The sequence below is a fragment of the Citrobacter sp. Cpo071 genome, assembly GCF_030332765.1.
Classification (GTDB): Bacteria; Pseudomonadota; Gammaproteobacteria; order Enterobacterales; family Enterobacteriaceae; genus Citrobacter; species Citrobacter portucalensis.
Map to the genome: position 1 here is coordinate 27618 of NZ_JAOWHE010000073.1, position 16431 is coordinate 44048.

General features: G+C 54.0%; 7 protein-coding genes. 2 read left to right on the forward strand and 5 right to left on the reverse strand.

From position 1 onward, the window contains the following. Positions 1-100 precede the first annotated feature (100 nt). Positions 101-11311, reverse strand: coding sequence for a BapA/Bap/LapF family large adhesin (locus OGY09_RS07040; protein ID WP_286590148.1), 11211 nt, complete (start codon positions 11309-11311; stop codon positions 101-103). A gap of 583 nt (positions 11312-11894) precedes the next feature. Beyond that, positions 11895-12377, reverse strand: coding sequence for an SsrA-binding protein SmpB (smpB, locus tag OGY09_RS07045; RefSeq protein WP_003031211.1), 483 nt, complete (start codon positions 12375-12377; stop codon positions 11895-11897). Between the two features lie 154 nt (positions 12378-12531). Here smpB and ratA point away from each other — a divergent pair, with 154 nt between their 5' ends. Both ratA and OGY09_RS07055 read left to right on the forward strand, forming a co-directional pair. Next, positions 12532-12975, forward strand: a complete 444-nt coding sequence (gene ratA / locus OGY09_RS07050; protein ID WP_003826396.1) for a type II toxin-antitoxin system toxin RatA — start codon at positions 12532-12534, stop codon at positions 12973-12975. Continuing rightward, the gene (locus OGY09_RS07055) at positions 12959-13255 is read left to right on the forward strand and encodes an RnfH family protein (RefSeq protein WP_008785525.1); all 297 of its coding nucleotides are present in this window, start codon (positions 12959-12961) and stop codon (positions 13253-13255) included. Before ratA ends, OGY09_RS07055 begins: the two co-directional genes overlap by 17 nt. Positions 13256-13305: 50 nt before the next feature. Here the strand turns inward: OGY09_RS07055 and bamE are convergent, their stop codons facing one another. The 3 genes from bamE to nadK form a co-directional block, all read right to left on the reverse strand. Beyond that, complete coding sequence (bamE, locus tag OGY09_RS07060) at positions 13306-13650, reverse strand: outer membrane protein assembly factor BamE (RefSeq protein ID WP_008785524.1); 345 nt, start codon at positions 13648-13650, stop codon at positions 13306-13308. A gap of 149 nt (positions 13651-13799) precedes the next feature. Next, positions 13800-15461, reverse strand: a complete 1662-nt coding sequence (recN, locus tag OGY09_RS07065; protein WP_032944610.1) for a DNA repair protein RecN — start codon at positions 15459-15461, stop codon at positions 13800-13802. Positions 15462-15546: 85 nt separating this feature from the next. Further along, positions 15547-16425: an NAD(+) kinase gene (gene nadK / locus OGY09_RS07070; RefSeq protein WP_032944608.1), complete on the reverse strand. Its 879-nt coding sequence runs from the start codon at positions 16423-16425 to the stop codon at positions 15547-15549. Positions 16426-16431 lie beyond the last annotated feature (6 nt).

The following is a 16431-nucleotide window of genomic DNA, read 5'->3' on the forward strand; positions in this document are numbered from 1 at the left end:
AGTTTATCCCTTACAAAATACGGCAGCGACGACTGTTATTGCCCCGGACGTCATGGCATCCGGGGCTGTAGTTATGGCGCTTTAACGCATTGCGTTAACGTCAGGGCACGATGTGATTTTGTTGCACCAGCTCATCGAGCGTGGTGTGTACGTTCTCCAGCGTTATGAGATTGGTTGAGTGATATGTGTTGCCCGTACCGTCGCGGTCAATGGCAATCACCGTGTTGTTACCGCTGGTGGTTACGGTGAGGTAGTTGCCGAGCGTAGCGTTCTGCCCGTTCCAGCCCACCAGCAGGTCGCCGATATCGATCTTGTCACCCTGGGCCAGTGAGAAGTTGGTCCAGGTGTCGGTAGCACCATTGCTAATGTTGCCGCCGGTAGCGTCGTTGGCGTTGAGCAGGTGATAAATCAGCGTATCGCCGTAGGCGCTGCCAGTCAGGCGATCGGCATCGACGGTACTCACCACTTGCGGATTCATATTGATGGTCAGCGTAGCGGTATCGGTATGGCCATTCTGGTCGTTAAGGGTGTAGGTAAATGTCTCTTTGGTGACGATGGTGGAGAGCGAGACATCGCTGTTGAGGGCATAGGTGTAATGACCATCAATGCCAATGGTCAGTTTGCCGTACAACCCGTTAATGATGGCGCTGGTCGTGCTACTCAGCGGATCAAGCGTGACGGTACTGCCGCCCGTGCCGTTCACCGTCAGCAAGGTATGCACGCTGGCAATATGGTCTCCGTCATAAATATTGCCGGTGACGCTGTTCGCTGTGGAAGTCTCGAAGTTTTGCAGGTCGATTATCGTACCTTTCACGCTGGGGGTGATGGTGATATTCCCCAGGCCCAGCCCCCCGACGCTTCCGGTATAGTCGAGGCGATAGTTGCCGGGGTGCAGTACGATCCCGCTCAAGGCTATATCGATATTGCCACCAACCAGCAATCCGCCATTGAAAGAGTTACCGGCAATCTTGATGTTGTTGCTGTCATACAGCGCCCAGGTGACGGTCAGCCCGCCCAGCGTCAGACCTGACGCGACGTTAAAATGCAGTATGGCGTTTTGCACCGCCGTTCCCGTAGCGATTTCAATGACGCCAGTACCACTTTTTGAGGTGGGTGAAAGGAGTTGGGCACTCCAGCTGGCGTTCCCGACGCTGTCGTCGGTAAACGACCGGGAAGTATCCGCCTGGGTACTAACCGCCATCGTGCTGCTGACGTCATTTACTGCATCCAGCGCCTGTGGGGTTGGTTTGATATTCAGCGATGCACTGCCGGTATCGCCGTTTGGCGCTTTGACCTTATACACGAAACTGTCCGGCGTATTGATACCGTCTGCGCCCAGTCCGCTTCTCAGCGTGTAGGTGTAGTTCCCTTTCGCATCAATAGTCAGCGTGCCGTACTGCCCGTTAATGGTGGTTGTACCCGTTCCGTTTACGGTGACACCGTTAACTTCGGTGATAACGGTATTGGCCGGAGCCGAGTCGTTTACCAGCAGGTTTCCATTGGTTGTCGCACTCAGGCTGTCGACGGCGTAGGTGTGATCGGCCTGGATATTCAGGGTATAGCTGGTCAGCAGCGTCAGACCACCGGAGGCGTTAAGCAGGAACAGATAGTCACCGCCAGGCAGGGTGATGGTGTAATCCGTTGAGCTACCTCCTAGCAGCGCCGTGACCCAATTAGGCTTCACGCGGAACTGCTCATACTGCTGAATGGACTCGTTGAAGCGATAAACATAGAGATCAAAACCGCCAACCGTGACGCCGAGAACGCTGGCCTTGACGGTCAGCGTGCGGGTTGCGCCATCATCCACATTAAATTTGATAGGATTGGTTAAACCGTTAACCAGACTGACATCCAGCACATTACCCAGTCCGATGTTGGCGAGGGTGAAACCGGTTTGCTGTGATGTGCCATGATCAACCGCGATGACCTGCGTCCCGTAAGTCAGCGCAGCCACATCGTCTGCCGCGGTTACCGTACTGGTGGTTGGCGCCTGACCGAGCGTTACCACCAGTTTTGCCGAGGAGTGATCGCTGCCATGCGTCAGCGTGTAGGTGAAACTTTCGGAACGGCCATACACCGAGATTGACGTATCGGTCAGGGTATAGGTGTAGCTACCGTTCTGATTGATATGCAGGATGCCGTATTTCCCCTGCACATCAATGCCGCCCGACGGTATGTTCACGACGTTGCCGTTACCGTCGGTGATGGCGGTAACCAGCGTGCCGGAAGGGGCATTATCCTGCCCGTTGGCGGGATCGATATCGGTGATGATATTGCCAGACTCAGTAGTACCGCCGGTGATGGTTCCTGCGCTGGCTTTTACCACTGAGACATCAAGGCTGGTGTATGCCCCGGTCGCCAGCAGGTTGGTGTTGTAGCTGACCACGCGGTAATCACCACCAGTCAGTCCGCTGTAATTGAGCGTTACGCCTGAGGCGCCCAGAGTGAGGAGGCTGGCAAAGTCTGGTTTTCCGGTATCCACCACCGTCACCCAGGCATTCAGCGCGGTGTCAAAGCGCTGGATGACGACTTCAAGCGTGTTTAGCAGCGACAGCACTACGCCGGTCGCTGCGGCATTGATTGTAATGGATCCGCTGCCGCCAGAAGCGATGCTGAAATTCACGCTTGCCGTATCGTTCCCCAGCACGTTGGCGACATTTCCCAGCGCATTGACCAACAGGAAACCATAATCGCTTTGATGCTCGGTGCTGACAGTGACATCGGTTTGTAGCGGCAGGCTGGTGACATTGTCTTCAGCCAGCAGCGGCAATACTGGTGCGAGAGCGCTTGTCGGCGATGAGGTATTTCCCGCCGCATCGGTCGCCGTGGCGGACAGCGACTGCCCTTCAATCTGGCGAACCGGCAGGTTGACGCTGTAGACACCGCTGCTGTTGGCGATTGCCGTCACGCTGGTGCCGCCGGGCAGAGAAATGGTGACCGTGCTTCCCGCTTCGGCGACGCCGCTGACGGTACCGCCATCGGCGTTGATCAGGAGCGTTGGCGCGGTCGGTGGCGTGGTGTCCACAATCACGCTGAACGAACCGGATAACCCACTTGCGCCGTTGGCGTTGGTTGTCGTGGCGGTAAACGCATGGTTACCTTCGCTGAGTGCACCGGATGGGGTAAAGCTCCAGATCCCGTTACCGTCTGCGGTCGTGAAGCCCATTAGCACGCCGTTGTTGTACAGATTGATGACGGCGTTAGCCTGCGCCGTTCCGCTGAGCGTTGGCAGGGTGTCATTGGTGGTTTTACCGGGAGCGACGGGTCCCATGATAGTGCCGACGTCATCGAGCACGCTGGCAATAACAGGCGCAGGCGGTACGCCGGTAAACGGTGCCAGCACGTTACCCGCCGTACCGATGTTGCCTGCGGCATCCTGTGCGCTGACCAGCAGAGTTTGCCCACTGATTTGCGGTGGGTTCAGAGTGAAGGTGAAATTACCGGAGGCGTTGGCGGTTGCCGTGCCGAGCACCGTTCCGCCGCTGGAGTTAATAATGACCGTGCTGTTTGGTTCGGCTACGCCGGTGAGCGCGGTGCCGTTGGCGTTTACCGCCAGCCCGGTTGGGATACCCGGGGCAACGGTATCGACCACGATCGCTGCCGCAGACGATATGCCACTGGTATTACCCGCACTGTCCGTTGCAGTGATGGTAAACGAGTGGGTACCTTGTGCCAGCGCGGTAGTCGGGGTGTAGCTCCAGTTGCCGCTGCCGTCCGCCGTTACGCTGGTGACAAAGCTGCCGTTATCATAAATATCAACTCGCGCGTTGGCTTCCGTGATGCCGTTTAACGTTGGGCGCGCGTCGTTGGTCGGCTGATTGCTGCCAACCGGCCCGGTATTTGGCCCGACATCGTCAATAATGCTGCTGATTGAAGGCTGCGTCGGCGCCGTGGTGTCAACCACCACGCTAAAGCCTGCCGTCGCGCCGCTGGTGTTGCCCGCCGCATCAGTGGCGGTGACTGTGAAGGTGTGCGATCCATTTGCCAGCGGTGTGGTTGGGGTAAACGACCAACTGTTATTGCTTTGCACCAGCGCGGTACCCAACAGGGTGCTTCCGTCATAGATGCTGACGGTGCTGCCTGCCTCGGCGGTGCCGTTCAGCGTCGGGCGTGCATCGTTGGTCAGCTGTCCGTTGCTGAGTGCTGCATTGAACACGCCGCCTGCGATATCATCCACCACCGAGACCAGCAGCGGGACGGATGGTGCAATGGTGTCGACATTAATCGTAAACCCACCTGAGACAGGACTCACGTTCCCGGCGGCGTCGGTGGCGATGGCGGTAAACACATGCTGACCGTTGCCAAGTGTGGTGGTCAGATATTCCCAGGTGCCGTCTATCGTCGCAGTCACCGTTGCCAGCAGCGCACCATTATCGTAGATGGCTACCCGGGCACCGGCTTCCGCTGAACCGCTGAGTACGGGACGGGTGTCGTTGGTAGAGGCTCCGTTCGATAGCGTTCCGGTTCCCGGCTGCACGTCATCAAACGCCTGGATAATCGTTGGCGCAAGCGGGGCGACGGTATCAACAACGATGTTAAATCCCGCAGACGTCGGGCTGACGTTTCCAGCCGCGTCGGTGGCTGTTACCGTCAGCGCGTGGTTACCGTTGCTAAGTGGGGTTCCCGGTGTGAAGGTCCAGGCGCCCGTACCATCTACAGGAGCAGATCCGATCAGCGCTCCGTTATCGTAAATTTTCACCATGGAATTGGCTTCTGCCGTACCGCTAAGCGTCGGAAGTGGATCGTTCGTGGCCTGACCGTTGTTCAGATTTCCAATCAGTGGGCCGACATCATCCGCAACCTGAGTAATCACTGGTGCTGTCGGTGCCAGAGTATCGACGGTGTAGGTAAAGCCACCAGAAGGCAGGCTGGTATTGCCTGCGCTATCTGTAGCCGTGACGGTCAGAGTATGCTGGCCGTTACCCAATGCCGCGGAGGGTGTAAAACTCCAGCTTCCGCCTGCGCCGACGATGGTGGTGCCAATCGGCTGACCATCGCTCAGCACGGTAATGGTCGCGCCAATTTCACCGGTACCGCTGAGCGCCGGGCGACTTTCGTTGCTGATTTGCCCGTTGGAGATAGGCCCGGTTGTCGGCGCAGTATTGTCCTGCACCGAACTGATGACCGGTATTGACGGGGCAATAGAGTCCAGCTCAATAGTAAACGATGATGATACTCCGCCTGTGTTTCCCGCCTGATCTGTGGCAACGACGGTGAAAATATGTTGCCCCTGTCCCAGCGGAGCATCCGGAGTGAAGCTCCAGTTACCCGACTCGTCCACCTGAGTTGTACCTATTTCAGCGCCGTTATCACGGATCGTGATGATGGCGCCAATCTCGCCTTTGCCGTTCAGGGTAGGCTGAGCATCGTTTGTAAGCTGTCCGTTGGTCAGCGCGGTATTGCCGGGCTGATCGTCAATTACTGAGGTAATGCTCGGTGCGGCTGGCGCCAGCGTGTCGACGACGACCACAAATGGTGGCGTTGTCGGGCTAATGTTACCCGCGTTATCTGTAACACTGGCAGTCAGCGAGTGGCTTCCTTCTCCGAGAGCTGGGGCAGGCGTAAAGCTCCAGTTGCCATTTTCGTCGCTGGTGGTTGTGCCGATTACCGTGCCATTATCGCGGATGGTAACAACCGAATCCGCCTCGGTAACGCCAGCAAGCGTTGGGGTATTATCATTGGTCAACTGCCCTGAGGTCAGGGGCTGGATCGTACCAACGTTGTCCGTGACCGTCACAATAGATGGCGCATTCGGTACCAGGGTATCGACAATGATCCGGAAATCACTGGATGGATCTCCCTGGTTGCCAGCGGCGTCCGTTGCGCGGGCGGTAAAGAGATGATCGCCTTCTCCCAGCGGTGCTGTCGGGGTAAAGCTCCAGAATCCGTTACTGTTTACGGTCGTTGTGGCATAAGCGACACCGTTATCGTAGAGGGTAATGGTTGCCCCGGGTTCGCCAGTTCCGTTGAGCGTCGGACGTGAATCATTTGTAATTTGCCCTTTATCCAACGATCCAGTGCCGGGGGCAACATCGTCGATAATGCTGGTGATCGTTGGCGCTTGTGGTGCCGTCGTGTCGATGGTGATAGCGTAGTTGGGCGATAAACCGCTGGTGATGCCGCCTACAGTTTGTGACACCGTGAAGTTATAGGTTGTGCCGTTAGTCAGCGGGGTGGGTAACTGATAACTCCATGCGCCAGAGACGGCATCGGCGGTTACCGTGATGGGGGGCGTTCCGCCATCTATATAAATTTTAACAGTCGCCCCGGCAGTGGCCGTCCCTTGCAGCAGCGGTAAGGTGTCGTTGGTGGTTTTACCGTTGCCAATCACCCCCATGATGGGCGCAATGTCATCAACGATCTCAAGCGTTGGGGGATGCGGAACGCTGGAGGTAGCAGCGTTAAACGTTGTCGGGTCGCTTTGATTTCCGGCGGTATCCTGAGCGATGGCGTTGAGCGCCTGGCCGGCTGTTTGTGCCGGTGAAATTGTGACAGAGAAATTACCTGAACCGTCTGCCACCCCCTGGCCGAGAATGGTGCTACCGCTGCGAATGATGACGGTACTGCCTGCATCGGCGGTGCCGCTAACCAGCGTCCCGTTAGTGTCTACATTGGTAACCGTTGGTGTTGCAGGTGGCAGGGTATCGACAAACAACGTCAGCGGGTTATCTGCTGCCAGTGAGTTACCTGCGTTATCTACGGCGCCGAAAGTCAGTGTGTGAGTGACGTTGGGCGTGAGGGGAACATCCACACTCCAGATGCCGTTTGCGGCAACGGTAGCCGTCGCAATGGCGATGGGATTGTTGCCATCGTAAATTAACACCGTACTGCCCGGTGTGCCGGTCCCGCTAATGGTTGGCGTTGTATCGTCCGTGACGCTGCCGCTGGTTAGCGAACCGGTAAAGACGCCAACGTTATCCTGGATATCCGTTACCTGCGGCAGTGTCAGCTTCGTGCTGTTAACCGTAAACGAAATGCTGTTTGAATTGTTGCTGACGTTACCTGCGGGGTCTGTTGCGGTAGCGCTTAATGTGTAGTTCCCGTTTGCTAGTGCAGTCCCGGGAGTAATACTCCAGGTGCCGCCAGCCACCGTTGCAGTACCGATCACCGTACCGCCGTTATACAGAGTGATGATGTCTCCATTGACACCTGTACCACGAATGGTTGGCGTGGTGTCATCGGTCACGGCGTTGGGTGCAAGGTCACCCATGATATCGCCGACGTTATCATTGGCGGCGATAATCACCGGCGGCGCAGACGGCGTCGTGTCGATGTTCAGTGTTATAGCTGTTGATGGCTGGCTGACGTTGCCTGCCGGATCGGTTGCGGTGAGGGTTACCTGGTAAGCACCTGGAGTAACCGGTGCTGGCGGAGTAAAGCTCCAGGTTCCGTCTGCACCTACTGTTGTCGTTCCCTGCAAAGGAGGAGTGCCGTTCAGGTAAACGGTAATCAAATCCCCGACGTTTCCCGTACCGCTAAAGGTTGGTGTGGTATCGTTGGTGTTGCCGTTAGTGACCACACCCGTTACCGGAGCCACATCGTCGGTAATGATTGGCGCGGCTGGTTGTGCGGGAGGTGTGTTGTCTACCGTCAAGGTAAAGCTGGCCGATGGGATCCCCGTGTTGCCTGCAACGTCAGTCGCTGTAGCGGTGAACTTATGCGGCCCGTCGGTGAGTGAGGTTGGGGTAAATGTCCAGGTGCCGTCTGGCTGTACGGTGACGGTACCAATGGAACCGCCATTATCATAAATCGTAATCTTCGCGCCGGGCTCGCCGGTTCCGGAGAGTTCGGGATTCAAGCTCTTGGTACTGCTGCCGTTACTCAGCGTTTGTAGATTTGTGCCAATCAGACCTTCTGCGGAGCTGATAACCGGGGCTGCTGGTGGAGTGGTATCAATCGTTAGCGTAAAGTTTCCGGCATTGCTGGCGTTGCCTGCAACGTCCGTGGCAATAGCGGATAAATTGTGTGTGCCTTCACTGAGCGGTTGGTCGAGTTGAATACTCCAGGTGCCTCCGGGCAAAACAGTCGTGCTTCCAATTGGCGTAGCTCCATCATAAAGAGTGATCTTAGAACCGTCTGTTCCGGTTCCTTTCAGCTCTGGCAAGGTATCGTTTGAACGGCTTCCGGTAGGCAGATCGATCGGTGCATTCCCAACGTCGTCGGTAGCAGCCAAAATGACAGGAGCGCCTGGCGGTTGGGTATCTACGGTAACGCTGACCACTGTGGGTGAGGTGATGACATTACCGGCGGCATCAGTTGCCGATACCGTAAACTGATGGGTGCGATCACTGAGCACCTGATTCCCCGGAACGGTATAACTCCAGGTACCCGAGCTGTCGACAAGAATAACCGTCAATAACTGAATGCCATCGTACAGGTTTACCAGTGAACCTGGCTCACCGGTACCCGAGATGGTTGGCGTATTGTCGTTGGTGACCCAACCGTTATTTGCAACGCTGCCCGTAATGCTGCCAACGTCATCGTTAACCAACGTTATCACTGGAACAGTTGGCGCAATTGTATCGACAATTATTTTCCAGCTTGCCGCGCTACTGGTGTTATTCGCGGCGTCTGTGGCGGTCACCGTGAAGATGTGAGCACCCTCGCTCAGCGCCGAGGCTGGCGTATAGTTCCAGTTACCGTTGATATCTGCGACAACGGTCGTCAGCAGGGTGCCGTTATCGTAAATTTTGACCTGAGAACCTGCTTCGGCGGTGCCTTCCAGTTTAGGTTTGCTATCGTTGGTGACGTCGCCGTTATTGAGAGGGCCCTGGTACATGGGCTGGTCATCCGTCACGGCGGTGATGATGGGTGTTCCGGGGGCGGTAATATCCGGAGCCACCGCGGAAGTTGGCTGACTCTCGTTATTGCTACTGTCCGTTGCGGTAACTTTTACCGTTTCGCCGTTCATTTTCGACGGCGTAATCGACACCGTGAAGTTGCCGCCGCTGTCTGCCTGGCCTGTGCCGATCTGATTACCATTGCTGTCTTTTACGGTGACGGTGCTTCCCGCTTCAGCATGTCCGCTTACAGAACCACCGTCCCCGGCGACGGTGACGCCGGTTGGCGCGTCAGGCGCCGTGGTATCCGGGGCGGTAATCGCGCTGTTGCCGCTGGTATTGCCAGCAGCATCCGTCGCGTTGGCGACAAGATGTTCTCCGTTGGTCTGCGGCGGAACCAGCGTGGCGGTGAATTCTCCGTTCGAGCCGGCGGTTACTGTTCCAATTATCGCGCCACCAGGATCCAGAATATGTACCGTACTGTTGGGTTCCGCCATGCCGGTAACCTGATCGCCTGTAGGATTAATCACCAGATTAGCTGGCGGCAGCGGGGCCGTGATGTCTGGCGCGAGCGCGGTTTCCGGTAGGCTTGGGTTCCCGGCAGGATCGGTGGCGATAGCGGTAATGGTTTCACCATTGGTCTGAGGCGGGTTAATGGTGATGGTAAATGAGCCATCCGTTCCGGCGACGCCGCTGCCGATCTGAAGACCGTTATTATTATTGATGGTCACGGTACTTCCTGGTTCGGCTGTACCGGTGACGACAGAGCCGTCGGCAGATACGTTCAGATCGTCCGGCGCTGACGGTGGCTGAGTATCGATAGTGATATTGAATGCCGCTGACGTTCCTCCCGTGCCCAGGTGGTTGGTTGCTGTGGTGGTGAAGGAGTATGAGTCGTCCTGCAAGTTGGTGTTGGAGGTCCAGGTCCAGTTGCCGCTGGAATCGGCAAGCACGCTTACAACAAGCGCGCCGTTGTTATAAATGTTAACCGTGCTGTTGGCGTCTGCGGTACCCGAGATCGTAGGCGTTGGGTCGTTGGTGGCCTGATTATTGTTCAATGGCCCTGTTGAGGGGGTAACATCATCCACAATGCTGATGATAACAGGCACGCCCGGGTAGCCAGAGTTGGTGGCATTGAAGGACGTGTCTGGCCCGACGTTGCCTGCCTGGTCCTGAATCTTCGCGATCAGCGCTTCACCGTGCGTCTGTGAAGGTGAAATCGCGATGACGAAATTGCCGGTTTGATCAACGGTAGTTGAACCCAAAACCTGATTATTACTACCGATGATAATGACCTGGCTTCCTACCTCAGCACTACCGGTTACCTCGGTGCCTTGCAGGTTTACGGAGGAAATGACCGCGCCTTCAGGCGGGGTAGTATCGATGGTGAATGTCGGTACACTCGTTTCCGCGCTCACGTTACCCGCATCGTCAGTTTGCGTCAGCGTCAGATTATGAACACCGTCGCTAAGCGGCGTGTCAGGTGTAAACGTCCAGTTACCATTGTCATCCACCTGAACCATGCCAATCAGAATGCCATTATCAGAAATGCTGATGTAAGAGCCCGCTTCACCAGTGCCTGTGAGGGTTGGCGTGGCATCGTCGGTTACACCGTTATTACCTATCAAGCCTTTAATGGAGCCTGAATCGTCAGTTACTTCTGTGACCACAGGGGCGTCGGGGGCAAGCGTATCGACAATAATCTCCCAACTGTCCGACATGTCGCTGCTGCCCGTACCGTCTGATGCACTGACGGTAAACTTGTGGGTACCGTCTGTGAGTGGAGAGGATGGCGTAAACGACCAGTTGCCGTTGGCATCGATAGTGACCCGGCCTATTTCGACGCCGTTATCAAAAATATGCAATGTGGCATTTGCGGGGCCGGTGCCCTGGAGAGTAGGCATATTATCGTTGGTGGATTCCTGCTGATTAACAGGGCCAGTAATCAGCTCCTGGTTATCGATTACGCTGGTGATAACGGGTACGTCAGGCATGTTAGGGGTTGTTGTTGGCGGTGAACCACCATCCCCATTACCACCGTTGCCATTACCGTTGCCATTTCCGCCATTTCCGTTGCCGGCGTTATTATCACTCCCGCCGCCACCACCGCCGCCACCTCCACCACCCGCCGCGAGGCCAATTCCGCCTGCGACCGCGATCCCACCAAGAACCCACGGCCAGACGGCGCCGCCTTCATGGCTTCCCTCGGCAGTCATTAGCGGAGTGAGATCGTCCAGATGCTGGAAATGGAATGCCCCATCAGTATCCTGAACCCACCACAGCGCGCCATTACTGTCTTCCAGAACAAGCTGGTTTTGCGCATCACCTTTTCCGACATAGAAGTTCTTAATGGTGATGGTTTCACCTGAGCGGAGTGTGACAACCAGATCCTGATTCACGCGAGTCAGTTGACTTACCTCCTCACGTGACACCGACAGTTTCACGATAGAAGGCGAACTGAGCGTAACTTCAGAGGATTCAACATTTGTGGAAACGCCAGTTAATTTTGATACAACGGCGAGTAGACGCATATGTTCACTCCTGATGGCATGTCGGGAGTATTAATCCGCAACAGCGCGCTGGGAAAATGAGCAGACAGGGACCCCGTTCACCATAAAGATGAATTTACACAGGTAATTACATTGATTAGGTCATGCAGAGGTTCATTTACTTATCAAATACGTTCGGGCCCTGTTAGCTGAATAGTTCTTTCGTATTAGATGATATAGTCAGAAAGAATGTATTCTGCAACTTATCCATATTAAAAATATATTTGGCTAATTGAAAAGTATACTTTCCGGTGTGTATTTAATGATTTATTTTTAGTTAACTTATTGTATTTAAAGGCTTTGTATTTTAATTGAAATGAGAGGTGATATAATAAACAACAGTAATAATAGTGTTATTAAATAAGTTTGAATATAGGTGACATGGTCTTGAAGTTTTATTTTATTAGACTATGGGGCGCTACGGTAATGCCAGGGGAGTTTATTTCATACCTGAACGATTCAGCACAAATAAACCATAAACCTGATGAATGTATTGAGTGGGTTTCAATAACTAAAAAATAAGAACCAGTCTCAGGATGAGAGACTGGTCACAGGAGAATAGCGTTTAGCGACCAGCATTTTTCATAATACGCGCTTTATCTAACTGCCATTCGCGTTCTTTCACATCGGAGCGCTTGTCGTGCTGTTTCTTACCTTTCGCGACGCCAATTTTCACTTTGCACCAGGCATTTTTCCAGTACAGTGAAAGCGCAACAACGGTATAACCGTCACGATTCATTCGACCATACAGGGAGTCGAGCTCACGTTGGTTTAACAACAGCTTACGGGTACGGGTGGGATCACATACCACATGCGTTGAGGCAACAGCCATTGGCGTGAAGTTGGCGCCAAACAGGAACGCTTCGCCGTCTTTAAGGATGACGTAGCTGTCGCCGATGTTAGCTTTACCCGCCCGCAGGGATTTGACTTCCCAACCTTGCAGAGCGAGTCCTGCTTCGAACTCTTCTTCAATAAAGTATTCGTGTCGTGCGCGCTTGTTAAGCGCGATTGTGGCTGAGCCAGGTTTGTGTGCTTTTTTCTTCGTCATAATGCCGCTCAGTATAGGTAATCTGGAATCGAAAAACACCCCATTTCATCCAGCGGGGCGCAAGGCGCTATCTTAGCACGAGTTAGGCTATAGCGTTTTTTTTAGCGGGGGATAAATGGTATTATTTGTGTGATTGATATTGATGGAAATTGTTATGCCTCAGATTAGCCGGACCGCTTTAGTACCTTACAGTGCGGAACAGATGTATCAGCTAGTGAATGATGTTAAATCCTATCCCCAGTTTTTACCGGGATGCACCGGTAGCCGTGTGCTGGAGTCGACTCCGGGACAGATGACCGCAGCGGTGGATGTCTCGAAAGCAGGGATTAGCAAAACGTTCACCACGCGCAATCAATTGACCAGTAACCAGAGCATCCTGATGCATCTGGTCGACGGACCGTTCAAGAAACTCATTGGCGGATGGAAGTTTACGCCACTGAGTCATGAAGCGTGCCGCATTGAATTTCATCTCGATTTTGAGTTTACCAATAAGTTAATCGAGCTGGCATTTGGTCGTATCTTTAAAGAGCTGGCTTCGAACATGGTGCAGGCCTTCACGGTCCGCGCGAAAGAGGTTTACAGTGTCAGCGTCAGCTAAAATTGTCGTTGAAGTGGCGTATGCGCTGCCCGAGAAACAGTATCTACAGCGTGTGACGCTGCAACAGGGCGCTACGGTGGAAGAGGCTATCCGCGCTTCCGGGCTGCTGGAATTACGTACCGATATCGATCTCAGCAAAAATAAAGTGGGCATTTACAGCCGTCCGGTAAAGCTTGCTGATGTTCTCCAGGACGGTGATAGGGTGGAAATTTACCGGCCACTGATTGCCGATCCGAAAGAGCTGCGCAGACAGCGAGCAGAGAAATCTGCTAAAAAATAGCAGACAATAAAAAAGGTGCTCATTGAGCACCTTTTTTTGATCTGTTAATCCTACTTGTTGTCGGTCAAAGCAGGTTTGTTATCAATGTTCGTCAAAATGCCGCTGCTGTTAAAGGTCAGTGTCAGTGTTTGCTGGGTTACGCCTTCATGACCAGGTTGCTGACGGAACACATAAAACCAGGTGTTAGTGCCAAAAGGATCGGACATCATTGGTGTACCCAGAGCATAAGCAACCTGCTGTTGCGTCATACCCGTGCGCACTTTGGCGACATCGGTAGGTGTCAGATAATTTCCCTGGTTGATGTCAGGGCGGTAAACCACTCGCTCCAGAGTGGAACAGCCTGCAGTCAACATCAGTAGTACTGCTGCAGCAGCAGTCAGCGTTTTACAGCGCATAGTGATTTGATTCCTTTTCGGGCCCGAGCAGTACGCGGCTCATATGTAATATGCCGATGATAATAGACCTTTCACCACTTTAAAACCTTTTGCTGTCGGGTCGGTCGGCGATTTTATGTTGAACTCAGACCTTAACAAGGTAAAAAAGTTTATGCCGCCAGTAGTTCTTTTGCATTTGCGAGGGTATTGCGCGTCACTTCGCTACCGCCAAGCAGGCGGGCTAATTCCTGCAGGCGAGCGCGTTTATCAAGCGGCTGCATGTGTGTTTCGGTCATCGCGCCATCCGTTTCTTTGCTGACGTAGAAGTGTTGATGACCACAGCCAGCAACCTGCGGCAAGTGAGTAACGCACATTACCTGAGTTGACTCGCCCAACTGACGCAGCATTTTTCCCACTACCGCAGCAGTCGGGCCGCTGATACCGACATCCACTTCATCGAAAATCAGCGCCGGTGTTTCCATTTTGCGTGCGGTAATAACCTGAATAGCCAGCGCAATGCGCGACAGTTCCCCACCTGAAGCCACTTTCGCAATCGGCTGCAACGGCTGGCCTGGGTTAGTGGTCACTTTAAACTCTACGCGATCGGCACCGTCTGCGCTCAAATGATGTTCCTCAAATTTCACATCAATGCAAAAGACACCGTGCGGCATTGAGAGAGTATGCATGCTCTCTGTAATCAGTTGTCCCAGCTCCTGAGCATAATGCTGGCGCTGTTTGTGCAGCATTTTTGCCGTTTCCAGAGCCTGCTGGTGGTGATTGTTCACCGCCAGGGTTAAGGTTTCGAGCGAGTCGGCCTGATCGTCTAACTGCTGTTGTTCATCCAGCAATGACTGATAGAACTGTGGCAGCGCTTCAGGGGCAACATGATGCTTGCGGGCCAATGAGATTTGTTTGGAAATACGCTGTTCAAGTTCGAACAAACGGTTAGGGTCCAAATCCAGACGATCGCAATAGTGGCGCAGCTCGTCGCTGGCTTCGCTGAGTTGGATCGTGGCCTCTTCCAGCATATCCAGGATACCGGAAAGTCTGCCGTCCATGCCTGCCAGTTCAGTGACCAGCTGCTTTGCAGTGTACAGCTGGCTTTGCAGGTTGATGTCTTCGCCATCCGCCAGGATAGCCAGCGCCTGTTGGCTGGTGGTGAGCAATTGCCCGCTGTTAGCCAGACGCTTGTACTCTTCATCAATTTGCTCAAATTCACCCGGCTGCGGGTTGAATTCGTTCAGTTCTTTTAACTGGTATTGCAACAGTTCCGCCCGGGCTGCACGCTCCTGACTCTGTTGTTGATGATGCGCCAGGTCACGGCAGCTTTGGTGCCACAGCTGGTAGCGCGCAGCCATTTCTTGAGTCAGGGACGCTTCATTGGCGTAACCATCCAGCAGAGACTTTTGGTGTTCTGATTTTGTCAGGAGCTGATGCGCATGCTGACCGTGGATTTGAATAAGCAACTGGCCCAGCTCGCGCAGCTGTGACAACGGTACGGCAGTGCCGTTAATGAAGCCGCGTGAACGTCCATCGCTGCTGATAACACGACGCAGCAAACATTCACGGCCTTCCTCAAGCTGGTTTTCTTCCAGCCAGCGCAGAGCCGCGGGGGTGTCTTTTAAGGCGAATCGCGCGCAGAGGTCGGCTCGCGTGGCGCCTGCACGTACCATGTCGGCGTCTGCGCGTCCGCCCAGGCACAAACCGAGAGCATCAATGGCAATGGACTTACCCGCACCAGTTTCACCGGTAATAACGGTCATTCCGTTCTGGAAATCGATCTCAAGTTCACGAACGATAGCAAAATTGCTGATGGTCAGTTGTGCCAACATAGCTGTTTTCCTGTATGAAAAACCATAACTGTAATTACATACAGTATAAACTGGTTTTTTATACAGTAAAGAGGTTGGCGTTAAATTAGAATAATTTTTTTGACCAGCCTAGTTTAGTGCTTAATGTGTTGAAATAGCTGTAATCTTTTGGGTGTATCAGGTTCAGATGATAATCACAGCGGCGAATTAATACGTCTTCACCTTCCTGTATAGGCAGGGCGATCTGGCTGTCGCAACTGATTTCCAGATCGTTACGGCGATGAGAGAAGCGCAGGCGAATGGTGCTGCTACTGTTGATCACCAGCGGTCGTGCGGAAAGTGTATGCGGGAACATCGGGACCAGCGTAATAGCATCCAGCGAAGGCGTCAGGATCGGACCTCCGGCAGAGAGCGAATAGGCGGTAGAGCCGGTCGGTGTGGAAATAATCAAGCCGTCCGAACGCTGGGAGAAGGCAAAAATTTCATCGATATAGACTTCAAATTCAATCATGTGCGCCACTTTTCCGGGGTGCAACACAACTTCATTGATCGCAGTGCTAATACGCTTTTGGCAATCCTGTTGGCACACCTGGGCTTCAAGTAAAAAGCGCTTTTCGCTGATGTAGTGGCCTTCCAGCACGTCAGCTAACTGTTGTTGAGCATTGTCTGGGTCAAGGTCGGTCAGAAAACCAAGATTACCGCGGTTAATGCCAATAACCTTGATGTCATAACGTGCCAGGGTGCGTGCGGCGCCCAGCATATTGCCGTCGCCGCCGACTACCACGGCGAGGTCTGCCTGCTGGCCAATCTCTGCGAGCGTACCGGTTTTCACATTTTTCAGCTGCAGCTCGTGGGCGATTTGTTGCTCAACGATAACCTCATAACCTTTGGCGCACAGCCAACGGTAGAGCATTTCATGTGTGGTCAGTGCAGTGGGGTGACGTGGATGCCCCACAATGCCAATACACTTGAAATGTTTGTTCATTTTCTC